This window comes from Kribbella flavida DSM 17836 (assembly GCF_000024345.1).
GTDB classification, from domain to species: Bacteria; Actinomycetota; Actinomycetes; order Propionibacteriales; family Kribbellaceae; genus Kribbella; species Kribbella flavida.
In genome coordinates this window covers 2,435,891-2,449,598 of the sequence record NC_013729.1, presented here as the reverse complement: position 1 = coordinate 2,449,598, position 13,708 = coordinate 2,435,891, and the positions used below count along the sequence as shown (strand labels likewise).

The following is a 13,708-nucleotide window of genomic DNA, read 5'->3' as shown; positions in this document are numbered from 1 at the left end:
CCGTTCCCACGCGCTGCTGCTCCATGCACGCGGCGACGTCGATGCTCAGACAGGCGGCGCCACGCTCGCATCCAGCCGCCCCGACCGCCGCAACGCCTCGGCGACGAACCCGCTGGCCTTCAGCTCCTCAACCACGGTCGCCAGAAACGCGACCGTCTCCGCCTGCCGCCCCTTCCTGGTCGCCACCGCCTGCCGGATCTCCATGAACCGCTGCTGCACGACCCGCACCCCCGGCATCCTCGCCACGAACTCCTCCACCGGCCGCCGAATCCCCGCTCCCGCCTCCAACCCCTGGCCCAGGAACACGTCCACGCCTTCAGCTCCCCGCACGATCGATGCCCGCTGCAACGTCCGGGTCAGGAACAGGTCGTACGCCGAACCGTCCTTCACTCCCACCCGAACCCCGTTGCGATCCACGTCCTCCGGCGCCACGATCGCGGAGTCCTCCGGTACGACGTACACGCCTTCGATCACCACGTACGGCGCCGTGAACACCACCTCGTTCGCCCGGGCCGGCTCGACCGCCAGAAACGCCAACTCCGCCCGCCCCTCCACCAACGCCGCGAACGACTCCCGGGCGGCACCGAAGCACAAGAACTCGACTTCGGCCCCCAGCCGCCGGGCAACCTCCGTCGCGATGTCCACCGTCACCCCACGAGGCGCTTCCGGTGTTCCTTGCGCCAGCACCGGATTGCCCAGATTGATCGCGGCCCGCAGCACTCCCCCAGGAGCCAGCTCCCCAGCAACAGTGGTCATACCCGCGACCCTACGCGCCACGGCTCTCGACGCGGCGCACCTCCACCACTCGCCAACCACGGCCAGGGGCGCCGACGGCACCACGCTCACGCCTGCGACGACCGACCGGCCAGAGGTTGGTAAGTGGTGGAGATACCGCATCACCAGACGCCGTGCAGACTGGGCGCGTGGTAGCCGTCCTCATGACCCTCGGACCGCTGGCGGTCCTGGCCGGCTTGTATTTCTGGACCCGCTCACTGGTAACCAGCCGCTGGCGCCGAAGCCCCGGCTGGTTCGCCGGTACAGCCGCGCTCCTGCTGCTCGCCACGGGACTGGCCTACGTCATCGGCTCCTTGGCCGGCGCCAACCTCGACCCCGAGAAAGCCCGCCACGCCGACGGCGAACGCTACGACGCCACCTACCGCCGCGCTCACCTCGACGAGTACACCCAGTGGTTCCCCCTCCACGACAAGTGCCACGCCGGCTACGACCTGGTCCCCGCCTGGATCAACCCCGCCCTGGTCATCCTCCCGGTCCTGGCCACCGCCTGCCTCGCGTACGCCGTACTGCTGACCGTCACCCGCGGCACCAAGCTGCCGACGACGTGAGTATCCGCCAACTGCGCCCGCGCCATTCCCCGGACCCGACCTACAGTGCCGGTTGAGCTACGGCTGGCCAGGCTCTGTCATCGACCGCGAGCCACGGCTCGTCCGCGGCGGCCATCGGAGTGATCCCGGTGAACGCCCGGACGTCGTGGTGGAGGTGTGACTGGTCCACGTAGCCGGCGTCCGCCGCGACGCGCGCGGGGGCATGGCCGCGGACGAGGCGGTGCATCGCGTGGTCGAAGCGGACGAGCATGGCGGCGCGTTTGGGAGTCAGGCCGAGCTGCGAGCCGAAGCGCGACCAGAGTCGTTGCCGGCTCCATCCGGTGCGGGCCGCGAGGTCGCGCACACTGATCCGGCCGCGGCTGGCGACGATCTGGCGCCAGGCAAAGGCCACCTCGGGCTCAACCACCGGTCCCGCGGGCAGGCGTCCAGATAATTCCGTGGTCATCAGGGCGAAGCGCTCCTGCCACGTTCCGGCCTCGTGCAGCCGTTCACGCAAGCGCGGTGCGTCGCGGCCCCACAGGTCGTCGAGCGCGATGACGCTGCTACCCAGCTGTTCGAGCGGCAACCCGAGCAAGGTGTGTGCGGTCGGCGGAGAGAGGCGGATCTGTACACACGCGACGCTCTCGACGCGCACCCCGAACGCGCTGAAGGCGAGCCCCGCCGCCAAACTCTCCGTACGCAGGCGTCCGGCGGCGCCCTGGATGTCGAAAGGGCGGTCGCCGAACTCGAGCCCCACCGTGACAGCCGGGTGCGGAATGGCGCGTACTTCGACCGGACCGCGGATGCGGAATCCCGCCATGTCGACCCCGGGCAGCGCCGTCGCCTGTGCCGGGCGCGCGATCTCCCAGTCAGCGGCGGCGGCTGGCCGGCGTACTGGTTGCACCCGTCAACAGTACGAGCGGTTCGCCGACGGGAACAAGGCGCCGACATTTCTCCAAGACGGGCTTGCCCCGGGCGGTCGAGGGTGTCGGTACCCGGAACGACTCAGAGCGGAGAACGATGGACGAGACGACCAGTACGCCGGGCCGACACTCTCAGCGCGCGGGCGCACCGCCGTACGGGACGCACGACCGGCGGTCGGGGAGTCGGCGGCGGCGGATCGCGCTGTTGACCGCCTCCGGACTGGTTGCGCTGCTGGCGTGGAACACGGTGGTGGTGTCGACCAAGACCGCCGGGGCGACCGGTCAGCAGATTGTGCGCGTCCCCGGCGGGGACCTACACGTCGTACAGGACGGGCCGGCCAACGCTCCGGCCGTCGTACTCCTGCACGGTTTGGCCGGCTCGACGCGGTGGTGGGACCCGGTGCTGCCGGCGTTGCGGGACCTGCACGTGATACGCATCGACCTGCTTGGGCACGGTGAATCAGCCAAACCGGCCAACGGCTACAGCATCGCGGAGCACGCCGCCCGGGTGGGTGCGGTGCTCGATCAGCTCGGCGTACGCCGTGCGACCGTCGTCGGGCATTCCACCGGCGGCGCCGTCGCCACGTCGCTGGCCGAGCAGCGCCACGAGCTCGTGACGGGGCTCGCGCTCATCGACACCGGCCCGCGAGTCGACGCGTTCCTCGGCGAAAGCTTCGTCGCCAAGCTGATGACGACACCGGTGGCTGCGCAACTGCTCTGGCGGCTACGAACCGAGAGCGCGATCCGCACTGCGCTGAGCACGGCTTTCACCCGTGAGGTGCAGATCCCCGACCAGCTCGTCGCCGACGTACGGCGGGTGACCTACCGCAGCCTCACCGCCACCGACGAGGCTTCCACCGCGTACCTGACGGAACGACCCATTCCCGACCGCGCCGCCCGCCTCGACCTGCCGACCCTGGTGATCTTCGGCTCGGCGGACCGCCGATGGCAGCCGTCGTCCGCCGAGGACTACCGCCGAGTCCCCCGCGCCCGGATCGAGATCCTCGACGGAGTCGGTCACACCCCCATGTACGAGGACCCCGGCACAACCGGAGCCCTGCTGCACCAGTTCGCCATCGGGTGATCGGCTGCAGACGCTCCAGGGCGTTGAGCGACGACCCGACGGTCAAGCCGTCAGGATCGGAGTGGTTTGGGCGAGGGCGATGCGCCAGTCGCCGGCGGCGCGGGTCAGTACGTACGTCATGACCGCGGTGGTCGGCAGGTCCGTCGGGCCGGTGGCGGGGCGTTCGTCGTGAATGGTCTTGGCGAGGCTCACGATGGCGACATCCGGGGTGGCGAACCGAATGTCCTCGATGTCCAGCACGGTCCGGACGTCCTTGAGCGGCGTTGCGAGTCCTTCCGCCATGGCTGATCGGAAGGCTTCACGGCCGAACACCCGGCGGCCGGCGAGGTTGATGAGCACCAGGTCGTCGGTGTGTAGTGCAGGCAGTGCATCGGCATCGAACTGCGCGTCCTGGCTGCGAGCGACCAGGTCTCGGATCAACTGCTCGTCGGAGGTCATGCAACGAACGTAGGACTTCAACACGAGTTGAGATCAAGTCACTGACCCTGAAGCCTCGGGAACTTACTGGAGCGAACTCGCGTCGCGGGCCGCCCACGGGTTGCACTCGTAGACCGACGGGGCGACGCGAGCCGAGGACTTGACCGACGGGTGCCGGCCCCACGTGAACCAGCTCGCGATGTTGCGGTTGGTGCCGTGCTGCCGCAGTTCGCCGGGGCGGTCGCCGGCATGGCTGTTGTTCTCGAGCGCCTGCTGGGAAAGCGACCTGGTGATCGAACCCCGGCCGGCGTTCATGCCGTAGAACATGCCGGAGAAACACCACGCCTGGAGCTCCAGCTGGCGGGAGAGCAGCTGTCCTGCCTGGCTCGAAAAGCCAACGGCCTGGGCGCGCGCGTGGTACGCCGCCATCACGCCGATCTGCTGCTGCAGGTGGTGCCCGTACTCGTGGGACAGCACCGCCAGGGCATAGCCCTCGCCGTACCGGGCGATGGACCGCATCGAGTCGAAGGGCATCACGATCGTCTGGTCGGCCGAGCAGTAGAACGCCTCGCGTCCGGTGCTGTTGCGCCCGCAACCCCCGGCGTACTGATTGCCTTGGGCACCTGCCCACAGCCGCGGGCCGGCCAGGGTGAGACCGAAGTGCGCCAGCGTTGCTCGCCACGCCCGGTCATGACAGGCGATCGCGGCGCTGTAGTACGCCTTGGCAGCAGCCGCCTGGAGCCTCCACCCGGGCAGCCGGCAGTTCACCGCCCGGATGCCGTAGCCCGGCTGGAGATGGACCGGATTCGCTCCCAGCAGCGGATCTCTGGACACCGGCCCGGAGACCCGCGGCGACCAGGCGGTCCGAGCGGCCGTCGGCGTGGGCACAGCTGTCGGAATCGGCGCGCTGGTCGGCGTGACCGAGGGCAGGATCGGAGGCTGCGTCGGCATCAACGACTCAGTCGGAGCGGAGCTGACCGTCGGCCGCACACCCCCCGGCCGGGCAGTCTCCGCAGCACCGCACGCTGTCGCCGCCAGCGCGACCGCGGTCGTAGCCACCGCCACCATCACGGACCTCGACACCACGACACCAACTCCTTCTCGGGGGCTACGGCAGCATACGAAGAACTCCGGCCGTCTGACGGAGCAACTAGCCACCAGGTTCCCGTCGAGCGGTCAGGACTCCCCCGGACGGACGACGCCGGTCTCGTAGGCGAGAACGACGATCTGCACCCGGTCACGGAGCTCCAGCTTGGTCAGGATGCGGCCGACATGGGCCTTCACCGTCGCTGCCGAGACCATCAGTTCGCCGGCGATCTCGGCGTTCGAACGGCCCTTCGCCACCTCCACCAGGACCTCACGCTCCCGGTCGGTCAGCTGACCGATCCGTGGATCCGGGTCCGGCGCGGCGCCCGGAAGGCGCGCGGCGAACGCGTCCAGCAGCCTGCGCGTGACCCGTGGCGCCACCACGGCGTCGCCGGCCGCGACCGCGCGGATACCGCCGAGCAGGTCCTCGGGCGGCACGTCCTTGAGCAAGAATCCACTGGCGCCGGCTCGTAGCGCGGCGAAGACGTACTCGTCCAGGTCGAACGTGGTCAGCACCAGGACCCGGGCCGCCGAGCCGGTCTCGACGATCCGCCGGGTGGCCTGGATGCCGTCGACAACCGGCATCCGCACGTCCATCAGCACCACGTCCGGGCTCAGCGCGCGCGTCATCGCGACCGCCCGCTCGCCGTCGCCGGCCTCGCCGACCACCTCGATGTCGGGCTGAGTCTCGAAGACCATCCGGAACCCGATCCGGAGCATCGGCTGGTCGTCCACCAGCAGCAGCCTGGTCATCCGGCCACGCGGTCATCCGTGCGCAGCCGGGCCCACACGCACCAGCCGCCGACCGCCGTCGGCCCGGCTTCCAGCTCGCCGCCGTACGACGCCGCGCGCTCGGCGATCCCAGCCAGACCGTGCCCGCCGGACCGCTCATCCGCCGCGTCCGTCCTCGCCTGGCGGCCGGCGCCGTCATCGGTGATCATCAGCTCCAGATCCTCCTCGGTGCAGCGGATCCGGACCTCGGCACGGGCCCGCCGCCCGGCGTGTTTCAGCGTGTTGGTCAGCGCCTCCTGGACGATGCGGTAGACCGCCAGTCCGGCCCCAGGCCCCCAACGACCCAGGTCACCCTCGCGAATCAGCGACACCCGCAGTCCCGCCGTACGAACCTGGTCCAGCAGCAGGTCGATGTCGTCGACACCGGGCTGTGGGCTCAGTACGTCGCCCGACCGCAGTACGTCGGACGGCCGCGCCACCAGCTCGTCCTCGGCTCCAGCCGTCTCGCCCTCGCGGAGCAGGCCGAGGAGCCGGCGCATCTCGCCGAGCGCCTGGCGTCCGGTGGCAGACACCTTCGTCATCGTGTCCGCGGCCCGCTCGGGCGACCGGGTCGCCGTGTACGCCGCGCCGTCGGCCAGCGCGATCATCACCGCGACGTTGTGCGCCACGATGTCGTGCACCTCCCGCGCGATCCGGGTCCGCTCGGCGCTCACCGCCAGCCGCGCCTGCTGGTCCCTGTCCCGAGCGAGCCGGGCGGCGCGTTCCTCCAGTTGCGCGAGGTACGCCTCCCGCGTCCGGAGGTTGAGGGCGAACAGGATCACCACGGCGACGATGGCGGTCACCCCGACGGCCGATCCCCAGGCCGCTTGCTCGACCAGCGTGACGGTCAGCACCGTGGCCTCGACCGCCACCAGCGCGGGTACGAGCCGGCGACGCGTTCCGTGGCGGGCCACGGTGTAGATCGCGACCATCGGCATCACGACGGTCGCCGCGGTGTCCACGCCGACCAGTTCCGCACCCCAGGCCAGGCCGAACACGAGCCAGAACACCACCGCCGGCGCCCGCCGACGCCAGACCAGCGGGACTGTCATGAGCACGAGCCAGCCCCAGCTCGCCAGGTCCGGTGAGCGGTCGCTGAACTGGGCCCGGCTGGCCTGGATCGCGGCGCACACCGCACCCACCGCAACCGCCGCGGCGACGTCCCGGAGCGACCGGTTCCGCTCCGCGAGTGCTCGCACTTCCGCAAACCCGCCCATGCTCCCGAGGGTACGTACTGCGGCCCGCCGGGCGCCTCGCCAACCATCGACAGGTACCCGATTCCGCGATCGCGCCTGCTGACTCGGTGCGGGACTGGTCATGCATCCCGCCGGTTGAGCACCACGGCGCCCGCCGCCAACGCCAGCGCGGACCAGCCGACTACAACCAGCGCAGCCACTCCAGGAGACGCCATCTCGAACCCGCCACCACTGCCGTCGACGGAATACATCGCCTGCGCTGCGGCAACCGGTGAGTACGGCGCCACGTCATCGTGCACAGCGTCGGGCAACGCGGCGGGCAGCAACGACGGCACCACCAGCAGGATCGTCACCAGCGTGGTGATCGACCCGGCCGTGTGCCGGAGCGCCGTGCCCAGGCCGAGCCCGATCACGCCGAAGGCCACCGGCGCCGCGGCGGCCCCAAGGACGGCTCGCAGTACGGTCGCGTCGTCCAGCGCGACGTCGGCACCGCTGGTGGCACGACTGGCCAGGAAAGCGCCGAAGCAGACGACCAGCATCACCACGGCTGTCACGCCGACCAGCACGAGCGCCTTCGCCCAGAGCACGGGCAGTCGCCGGGGAACGGCGGCGAGCGTGGCCCTGATCAGTCCCGAGCTGTACTCCCCCGTCATCATCAGTACGCCGGACACGCCGATCACCAACGAGAACAGGTCGACGCCCAGGAACGCGCCACCGGCGACCTGTTCCAGCGTCACGGCCGTTGCCTCGTCGTTCGCCTGGCCGCGTTGCACCGAGCCGATCACCGCGGCCAGCCCGATCGTGACCAGGGCCGTTGCCCCGAGCACGATCCAGGTCGAGCGCAGCGACCAGAACTTGGTCCACTCCGACCGAATGACCCGGCGGAACGTCACGCCGTACGGCATCTCGTTGCCAATGGCAATCGTAGTCATGCCGCCACCTCGGCCTGTCCGCGCTGTGCCGTTTCGTCGGCGGTGTACTCGACCGCGGTCCGGGTGAGCTCCATGTAGGCCTGCTCGAGGGATGCTCGTTGCGGCGTGAGCTCGTGGACGGCGTACCGGTGTTCGAGGGCGAGATCGGCGATCGCCGCGGCGGTCAGTCCGTTGACGATCAGCAGGCCCGCCTCGTCGCTGGAGACGGTGGCGCCGTGCCGGACAAGCAGTTCGCGCAACTCGGTCCCGGCCGGCGTCCGAACCAGCACCTGGCCCACGCCGACCCGGGCGATCAGCTCGGCGACGGTCGTGTCGGCCAGCAGGCGGCCCCGGCCGATGATCACCAGGTGGTCGGCGGTCACCGCCATCTCGCTCATCAGGTGGCTGGACACCAGCACGGTCCGGCCTTCGGCCGCGAGTTCCTTCAGCAGGGTCCGGATCCACAGCACGCCATCGGGATCCAGCCCGTTGACCGGTTCGTCCAGGATGACCGCGGCCGGATCCGCGATCAGCGCGGCCGCGATGCCCAGCCGTTGCCCCATGCCGAGCGAGAAACTGCCGGCCCGGCGATCCGCCACCGCGCCGAGTCCGACCAGGTCGAGCACCTCGTCGACCCTGCCGGTGGAGAACCCATGGGTCTGGGCCAGGGCGAGCAGGTGGCTGCGCGCGGTTCGCCTCTTGTGCAGGGATTTCGCCTCCAGCAGGGAACCCAGTTCGCGCAGCGGCGCGGCGTGATCGGCGTACCGTCTACCGTTTACGGTTGCGGTGCCGCTGGTGGGCCGATCCAACCCGACGATCATCCGCAACGTGGTGGACTTGCCGGCGCCGTTCGAGCCGAGGAACCCGGTCACCTGCCCAGGGCGTACCGCAAAGGACAGCTCGTCGACGGCGACGGTGTCACCGAAGTATTTGGTCAGTGCCTGAGCTTCGATCATGCTGCCGACGCTAGGTTCCAGGCGTCTTCGCCACGACCGCCCCGAGGCTAGACCTGTGCCCCCGCGCCTACGCCTCAGGTCTACCCGGCTTCCGACTTGGCACGCGTCCGCGAACTTCGCCACAGCTTCGTGTGTCGCTGTTGCCCAGCTCATGCAAGAGGCCGGTTCCCCTGACGGGAAACCGGCCTCTGACCTGCGGTGGAGCTTAGGGGATTCGAACCCCTGACCTCTTCCATGCCATGGAAGCGCGCTACCAACTGCGCCAAAGCCCCGCGGTGTCTTGCGACTCCGGAAGTTTAGCGGATGGGGGGCCGCAAAGAAAAATCGGTATCGGATGGGTGGAGGGTGACGATGAACACGGGTGGGGCGGGTGCGTCGGGCTTGCGGTGGGGACGCTTCGGCGTGGGGCATCGCCTCCTCAGTGCGCCGTGTCGGGAATCTCTTCGGGGATGAGCGGTACGGCCCGGAAGGAGGCCTCGTCGCCGCGGTGGATGTAGATGACACCCTCCAGAGTGAGGTCGTCGAGCAGGACGGCCCAACCGCGCCCGCTGGTGGGGTCCAGCTCGTCGTAGCCGTCCCAGCTGAACTCGACGCCAGGACGGCCTTGGATCTCGGTGGCCCGGCAGTCCAGCGAGCCTTGCACGGCAACAACCACGAATTCGCCGGTGCGGTCATCGGCGAACTCGATGTAAGCGGGCTCGACGAGATGGAGAGCGTCATCGTCGAACTGGTCGAGCTCGACGATTCGCCAGCGTCCTGCAATGGCCATGGTCATGCTCCGCGTCGCTTTGCCGGGTCAGGGATGGGGCTGCGGGTCGTCGCTCATGACGGGTTCGGGGAGGGAGCCGGCGTTCCACTCCTCGATGCGCCAGCGGTTGTGGCGGCTGGGGAGCAGGGAGACCCAGTTGCAGTTGGAGAGGCCTCCGAAGGCGGGCCAGTGGGCCTGGGGGATGCCGAGGAAGAGGCAGATGCCTACGCGGGCGGCCAGGCCGTGGGTGGCCACCACGACGGTGTCGGAAGCGGTGGCCTGGTCGACGGCGCGGGTGAGGGCGGGGGCGAAGCGGGCGGCGACCTCTTCGACGGTTTCGCCGGCGGTGCCGCGGCGCTGGGGTTCGCCGGCCCGGATGCGGGCGGCGGCCTCGGGGTGCAGGTCGGCGAGCTCGGCCATCGTCAGGCCGGCCCAGTCGTCGACGTCGATCTCGCGCAGCGCCTTGTCGTACTCGACGGTCAGGCCGGTCAGGGCGGCGAGCTCGGCGGCGGTGGAGGCGGCGCGCTGGAGGTCGCTGGAGAACAGACGGGTGGGCGCCAGGGAGGCGAGGCGGGCGGCGGCGGCGCGGGCCTGCGCCTGGCCGACCTCGTCGAGCGGGATGTCGGCCTGGCCCTGGATCTTGTCCTGGAGGTTCCAGGAGGTCCGGCCGTGGCGCCAGACGATCAGGCGTCCTGCAGTCATAACGCGTGCTCCCGGTGGTGAGGAGCCGGCCCATCCGGCCGGCGGCGGTCAGGCGTCGAGCGAAATCAGCGTTGCGGGGCAGTCACTGCCTCGGACTGGTACGGGCCGCCGGAGCAGTTCGACGGACAGGGCATGCAGCGGTTCGACGGTCACCAGCCGTCGGGCGGCGCGCACGGTCGTCAACCCCGGTCGAGGCGTCCCGCAACCGACACCCCCAGGTACGGCGTACGGGCGGACGCGCTCAGTCCGTCGGCGCGCCGGGGACCGGCGACGGCAGCGGGATCGTCGGGCAGTCGCGCCACAGCCGCTCGAGCGAGTAGAAGCTGCGCTCCTCGGTGTGCTGCACGTGGATGACGATGTCCAGGTAGTCCAGCAGCACCCAGCGGCCCTCGCGGGCGCCTTCGCGGCGGACCGGCTTGGCGTCGAAGTCGACGCGGAGCTTTTCCTCGACCGCGTCCACGATTGCGCGGACCTGGCGGTCGTTGGACGCCGAGGCGACCAGGAACGCGTCGGTGATGGCGAGCTGCTCGGAGACGTCGAACGCGAGCACGTTCTCCGCCTTCTTGTCGTGGGCTGCCTCGGCTGCCGCGGTGAGCAGCTCGACGGCACGTTCGGAGGCTGGCATGAAGTTCCTTCTAGTGGTTGGTGTAGAGGTCGCGCTTGGCGATGTACTGGACGATCCCGTCGGGCACCAGGTACCAGGTGGGGTTGCCCATCGCGACCCTGGCCCGGCACTCGGTCGACGAGATCGCCAGCGCCGGGACTTCGAGCAGCGTGATCCGGTCCATCGGCAACCGGTCCAGCGGCAGCTCGGTGGCCTCGGTCCCCGGCCGGGTACAGCCGACGAACTGGGCGAGCTTGAACATCTCGTCGACGTCGCGCCAGGTGAGGATCTGGGCCAGCGCGTCGGCGCCGGTGATGAAGAACAGCTCGGCGTCGGGGTACAGCCGGGACAGGTCGCGCAGCGTGTCGATCGTGTACGTCGGGCCGGGCCGGTCGATGTCGACCCGGCTGACCGAGAACCGTGGGTTCGAGGCGGTCGCGATGACCGTCATCAGGTACCGGTCCTCGGCGGGCGAGACGTTGCGCTCGGTCTTCTGCCAGGGCTGACCGGTCGGGACGAAGATCACCTCGTCCAGGTCGAAGTACGACTGCACCTCGCTGGCCGCGACCAGGTGGCCGTGATGGATCGGGTCGAAGGTGCCACCCATCACGCCAAGGCGCCGGACCCGCTCCGGGAAGTTCACGTCAGCTCATCCGCCGCTCAGCTGTGCGGCCGGCCGTTGCCCAGGATCACGGTGACGGCCAGCAGGGCCACCAGCACGAACAGGGAGAACCCGCCGTACCACCACGGCGAGATGTGCGACGCCTCGCCGGCAGCTTCGGTGAGGGGCGCCAGTCGGGGCAGGAGTTCGGAAGCCATGGAGCAGAGCCTATCTCGAACGGCCCCGGACGAGCGCGACCGGTGGCCTCAGTGGGCCGTCCGGTCGCGCGAAGGGGTCAGTGCCGGCGGGTCGAGCGGGTCAGCAGCCGGCGCCAGACCGAGGGGCCGGTGGCGGCGCGCTGATGCATCGCGGCGACACGGCGCATCTCGTCGATGTGGGCACGGGCGACGTCGGGGGTGATCATGATTCCTTCACTGGGTTGTGACGAGCGTCCGAGGGGGCATCCCCGGACACTTGAAAGTGTACGGCATAAGCTGACGCAACACAAACGAATTAAAGGTAGATCAACGGATCTTCCTACGAATCTGCGGTCAACAGGAGTCTTCATGGATGCGATCGATCGGCAACTGGTCGAAGCCCTGCGCGCCAACGGACGGTCCAGCTGGGCCGAGCTCGGCCGGGTGGTCGGCCTGTCCGGACCGAGCGTCCAGGAGCGGGTGAAGCGGCTCGAGGAACGCGGGGTGCTGCTCGGGTACCGCGCGGTGGTGGCGCCGGAGCAGGTAGGGCTGGGCACCAGCGCGCTGATCGGGCTGTTCCAGCGCGACGACGTGGAGACCGACGACATCGTCGAGGGTGTGCGGGAGATCGCGGCGGTCGAGGACTGCTGGTTCGTCGCCGGGGACCAGGAACTGGTGGTCAAGGTCCGGGTACCGGACGTGCACGAGTTGGAGGCGGTCGTCGGTCAGCTCCGCCGGGTCAACGGCGTGGTCAGGACCCGGACGACGGTCGTCCTGTCGACCCGCTGGGAAGCCCGTCCGGCTCCCCTCCCCCAATAGCCGCTCCGGCATCCTTCACGGCCGCGACCTCCGGCCCGACGGCCAGGCTGACGCCGGTCCGGCCGGCGGCTCGTCCCGCGACCAGCACTGCTGCGGCCGCAGCGAAAGCCAGTACGGCGGCCGCCGGGTAGAGCAGGTCCGGCACATGCTCGTACGCCGTACCGCCGAGTGCCGGGGCCAGGAACATCCCGCTGATCGACGCGGCGGCGTACAGGCTGGAGTACCGCCCGACCATTCCCTCCGGCGCCGCGTCGGCGACATGCGCGGTCGCGGTCGGTTTGTAGAGCATCTCCCCGCAGGTGATCACCGCAACCGCCAGCGCCGCACCGCCAAGCGCCGGCCACACGCCCAGCGCCGCCAGACCGATGCCGACGAACACGAACCCGACCGCGACCACCCGCAGCGCCCGATGCCCACCGAGCCGAACGGCCAAGGGCGCTTCCAGCAGCACGATGACGACTGAGCTCAGGCCGATCAGTACGCCGTACGCGACGGCCGGCGAGCCGGCGTCTCGCAACAGCAGAGGCATCGTGGCGAACAACTGTCGGTAAACCGTGTCGACAACGACGATCGCGGCGAGCAGCACCAGGATCGAGCGGTCCTGCCGCAGCGCGCTCCACAGCCCCGACGCTTGCCGGACGACCACTCGTGACGCCCGAGGCACCCAACGCCAGACAACCACCGCCAGCACAAGACTGGTCGCCGCGTCGATGACGAACACCAGCGAGAAGTCGTACGCCGCGAGCAGTCCGCCCAGCGGCGGCCCGATCGTGAACCCGGCGTTGCTGGCGGACCGCGACAGGGCGATCCCCTCCCGCCGCCGATGCGCGGGCATCGCGGTCGCGACGAGCGCGCTGAGGTTCGGTCGACTGGCTCCACCGCAGAGTCCGGCGACGGCGGCCAGGACGGCGAGGCCGGTGGTCGGCACGATCGGCATCGCCAGGCAGGCGACGGCCCAGCTCACCTGACTGCCGACCGCCGCGGCCCGCAGGCCGAACCGGTCGCCGATCCAGCCACCGCCGAGATTGCCCCCGAGCAGCCCCACGCCGTACGCCGCAGCGGCGAACCCGGCCTGCTGCGGGCTCATCCCGCGGTCCTCGACGAGGTAGAGCGTCAGGTAGAGCCACGCCAGAGCGCCGGCCGAGCTGACCAGTTGGCCGAGCATCACCGCCTTCAACCACCCGGGAAGCTCCGCCACCCGCCGCCAGTACGCCGTCATCCGCGCCCCTCGCCGTCGTCTTTGCGTCGCCGTCGCCGTCCGGCATGGCCGTCGTCCTGCGTAACCGTCGTCTGCACGAGCCGCCGTGGCGGGTACAGTGAGTTTCCGAAGGGAACTTAGCCGGGCGGCTACCTTGGGCGCAACTGGCACGG

Annotated in this window: 18 protein-coding genes and 1 tRNA gene; 3 read left to right on the top strand and 16 right to left on the bottom strand. The window is 70.1% G+C overall.

Annotation, left to right across the window (positions count from 1 at the left end; all coding sequences use genetic code 11):
• Nucleotides 1-45 precede the first annotated feature (45 nt).
• Complete coding sequence (locus KFLA_RS11605) at nucleotides 46-756, bottom strand: transporter substrate-binding domain-containing protein (protein ID WP_012919978.1); 711 nt, start codon at nucleotides 754-756, stop codon at nucleotides 46-48.
• Between the two features lie 167 nt (nucleotides 757-923).
• Between KFLA_RS11605 and KFLA_RS11600 the strand changes: the two genes are divergently transcribed.
• Complete coding sequence (locus KFLA_RS11600) at nucleotides 924-1,343, top strand: hypothetical protein (protein WP_202797113.1); 420 nt, start codon at nucleotides 924-926, stop codon at nucleotides 1,341-1,343.
• Nucleotides 1,344-1,383: 40 nt separating this feature from the next.
• On the opposite strand, the gene KFLA_RS11595 is transcribed toward KFLA_RS11600, so the two are convergent.
• The gene (locus tag KFLA_RS11595) at nucleotides 1,384-2,226 is read right to left on the bottom strand and encodes a helix-turn-helix domain-containing protein (RefSeq protein ID WP_041289278.1); all 843 of its coding nucleotides are present in this window, start codon (nucleotides 2,224-2,226) and stop codon (nucleotides 1,384-1,386) included.
• A gap of 116 nt (nucleotides 2,227-2,342) precedes the next feature.
• Here KFLA_RS11595 and KFLA_RS11590 point away from each other — a divergent pair, with 116 nt between their 5' ends.
• The gene (locus tag KFLA_RS11590; protein ID WP_012919975.1) at nucleotides 2,343-3,329 is read left to right on the top strand and encodes an alpha/beta fold hydrolase; all 987 of its coding nucleotides are present in this window, start codon (nucleotides 2,343-2,345) and stop codon (nucleotides 3,327-3,329) included.
• Between the two features lie 42 nt (nucleotides 3,330-3,371).
• Here the strand turns inward: KFLA_RS11590 and KFLA_RS11585 are convergent, their stop codons facing one another.
• The 13 genes from KFLA_RS11585 to KFLA_RS39305 all read right to left on the bottom strand — a co-directional run bounded on the left by KFLA_RS11585 (nucleotide 3,372) and on the right by KFLA_RS39305 (nucleotide 11,745).
• Complete coding sequence (locus KFLA_RS11585) at nucleotides 3,372-3,767, bottom strand: SgcJ/EcaC family oxidoreductase (protein ID WP_012919974.1); 396 nt, start codon at nucleotides 3,765-3,767, stop codon at nucleotides 3,372-3,374.
• 63 nt (nucleotides 3,768-3,830) lie between these two features.
• Nucleotides 3,831-4,697 (bottom strand): neutral zinc metallopeptidase, encoded by an 867-nt coding sequence (locus KFLA_RS11580; RefSeq protein ID WP_148256610.1) that lies wholly within the window; start codon nucleotides 4,695-4,697, stop codon nucleotides 3,831-3,833.
• Nucleotides 4,698-4,922: 225 nt separating this feature from the next.
• On the bottom strand, nucleotides 4,923-5,585 hold the full coding sequence (locus KFLA_RS11575) for a response regulator (protein WP_012919972.1): 663 nt from the start codon (nucleotides 5,583-5,585) through the stop codon (nucleotides 4,923-4,925).
• Nucleotides 5,582-6,820 carry a sensor histidine kinase gene (locus KFLA_RS11570; protein WP_012919971.1) on the bottom strand — a complete coding sequence of 413 codons (1,239 nt, stop codon included), beginning with the start codon at nucleotides 6,818-6,820 and terminating at the stop codon, nucleotides 5,582-5,584. The genes KFLA_RS11575 and KFLA_RS11570 overlap by 4 nt, the downstream gene beginning before the upstream one ends.
• A gap of 98 nt (nucleotides 6,821-6,918) precedes the next feature.
• On the bottom strand, nucleotides 6,919-7,731 hold the full coding sequence (locus KFLA_RS11565; RefSeq protein WP_012919970.1) for an ABC transporter permease subunit: 813 nt from the start codon (nucleotides 7,729-7,731) through the stop codon (nucleotides 6,919-6,921).
• On the bottom strand, nucleotides 7,728-8,666 hold the full coding sequence (locus KFLA_RS11560; RefSeq protein WP_012919969.1) for an ATP-binding cassette domain-containing protein: 939 nt from the start codon (nucleotides 8,664-8,666) through the stop codon (nucleotides 7,728-7,730). Before KFLA_RS11560 ends, KFLA_RS11565 begins: the two co-directional genes overlap by 4 nt.
• 199 nt (nucleotides 8,667-8,865) lie before the next feature.
• Nucleotides 8,866-8,938 (bottom strand) — tRNA-Ala (locus tag KFLA_RS11555).
• 146 nt (nucleotides 8,939-9,084) lie between these two features.
• Nucleotides 9,085-9,435, bottom strand: a complete 351-nt coding sequence (locus KFLA_RS11550) for a hypothetical protein (RefSeq protein ID WP_012919968.1) — start codon at nucleotides 9,433-9,435, stop codon at nucleotides 9,085-9,087.
• Nucleotides 9,436-9,462: 27 nt separating this feature from the next.
• Complete coding sequence (locus KFLA_RS11545; protein WP_012919967.1) at nucleotides 9,463-10,116, bottom strand: histidine phosphatase family protein; 654 nt, start codon at nucleotides 10,114-10,116, stop codon at nucleotides 9,463-9,465.
• Between the two features lie 241 nt (nucleotides 10,117-10,357).
• Nucleotides 10,358-10,741 carry a ribosome silencing factor gene (rsfS, locus tag KFLA_RS11540; RefSeq protein ID WP_012919966.1) on the bottom strand — a complete coding sequence of 128 codons (384 nt, stop codon included), beginning with the start codon at nucleotides 10,739-10,741 and terminating at the stop codon, nucleotides 10,358-10,360.
• A gap of 10 nt (nucleotides 10,742-10,751) precedes the next feature.
• The gene (nadD, locus tag KFLA_RS11535; protein ID WP_012919965.1) at nucleotides 10,752-11,363 is read right to left on the bottom strand and encodes a nicotinate-nucleotide adenylyltransferase; all 612 of its coding nucleotides are present in this window, start codon (nucleotides 11,361-11,363) and stop codon (nucleotides 10,752-10,754) included.
• 17 nt (nucleotides 11,364-11,380) lie between these two features.
• Entirely contained in the window at nucleotides 11,381-11,539 is a 159-nt protein-coding gene (locus KFLA_RS38280) for a hypothetical protein (protein ID WP_012919964.1), read from the bottom strand.
• A gap of 77 nt (nucleotides 11,540-11,616) precedes the next feature.
• Entirely contained in the window at nucleotides 11,617-11,745 is a 129-nt protein-coding gene (locus KFLA_RS39305) for a hypothetical protein (RefSeq protein WP_012919963.1), read from the bottom strand.
• Between the two features lie 142 nt (nucleotides 11,746-11,887).
• Here KFLA_RS39305 and KFLA_RS11525 point away from each other — a divergent pair, with 142 nt between their 5' ends.
• Nucleotides 11,888-12,337 (top strand): Lrp/AsnC family transcriptional regulator, encoded by a 450-nt coding sequence (locus tag KFLA_RS11525; protein WP_012919962.1) that lies wholly within the window; start codon nucleotides 11,888-11,890, stop codon nucleotides 12,335-12,337.
• On the opposite strand, the gene KFLA_RS11520 is transcribed toward KFLA_RS11525, so the two are convergent.
• A complete protein-coding gene (locus tag KFLA_RS11520) occupies nucleotides 12,270-13,556 on the bottom strand; it encodes an MFS transporter (protein ID WP_012919961.1) in 1,287 nt (428 codons plus the stop codon). The genes KFLA_RS11525 and KFLA_RS11520 overlap by 68 nt on opposite strands.
• Nucleotides 13,557-13,708 lie beyond the last annotated feature (152 nt).

Bases quoted from the DNA above. Each gene is read 5' to 3' on its own strand.
- KFLA_RS11605 (WP_012919978.1), bottom strand. From the start codon at position 756: ATGACCACTGTTGCTGGGGAGCTGGCTCCTGGGGGAGTGCTGCGGGCC.
- KFLA_RS11590 (WP_012919975.1), top strand. From the start codon at position 2,343: ATGGACGAGACGACCAGTACGCCGGGCCGACACTCTCAGCGCGCGGGC.
- KFLA_RS11585 (WP_012919974.1), bottom strand. From the start codon at position 3,767: ATGACCTCCGACGAGCAGTTGATCCGAGACCTGGTCGCTCGCAGCCAG.
- KFLA_RS11580 (WP_148256610.1), bottom strand. From the start codon at position 4,697: ATGCCGACGCAGCCTCCGATCCTGCCCTCGGTCACGCCGACCAGCGCG.
- KFLA_RS11575 (WP_012919972.1), bottom strand. From the start codon at position 5,585: ATGACCAGGCTGCTGCTGGTGGACGACCAGCCGATGCTCCGGATCGGG.
- KFLA_RS11570 (WP_012919971.1), bottom strand. From the start codon at position 6,820: ATGGGCGGGTTTGCGGAAGTGCGAGCACTCGCGGAGCGGAACCGGTCG.
- KFLA_RS11565 (WP_012919970.1), bottom strand. From the start codon at position 7,731: ATGACTACGATTGCCATTGGCAACGAGATGCCGTACGGCGTGACGTTC.
- KFLA_RS11560 (WP_012919969.1), bottom strand. From the start codon at position 8,666: ATGATCGAAGCTCAGGCACTGACCAAATACTTCGGTGACACCGTCGCC.
- KFLA_RS11550 (WP_012919968.1), bottom strand. From the start codon at position 9,435: ATGGCCATTGCAGGACGCTGGCGAATCGTCGAGCTCGACCAGTTCGAC.
- KFLA_RS11545 (WP_012919967.1), bottom strand. From the start codon at position 10,116: ATGACTGCAGGACGCCTGATCGTCTGGCGCCACGGCCGGACCTCCTGG.
- rsfS (WP_012919966.1), bottom strand. From the start codon at position 10,741: ATGCCAGCCTCCGAACGTGCCGTCGAGCTGCTCACCGCGGCAGCCGAG.
- KFLA_RS38280 (WP_012919964.1), bottom strand. From the start codon at position 11,539: ATGGCTTCCGAACTCCTGCCCCGACTGGCGCCCCTCACCGAAGCTGCC.
- KFLA_RS39305 (WP_012919963.1), bottom strand. From the start codon at position 11,745: ATGATCACCCCCGACGTCGCCCGTGCCCACATCGACGAGATGCGCCGT.
- KFLA_RS11525 (WP_012919962.1), top strand. From the start codon at position 11,888: ATGGATGCGATCGATCGGCAACTGGTCGAAGCCCTGCGCGCCAACGGA.
- KFLA_RS11520 (WP_012919961.1), bottom strand. From the start codon at position 13,556: ATGACGGCGTACTGGCGGCGGGTGGCGGAGCTTCCCGGGTGGTTGAAG.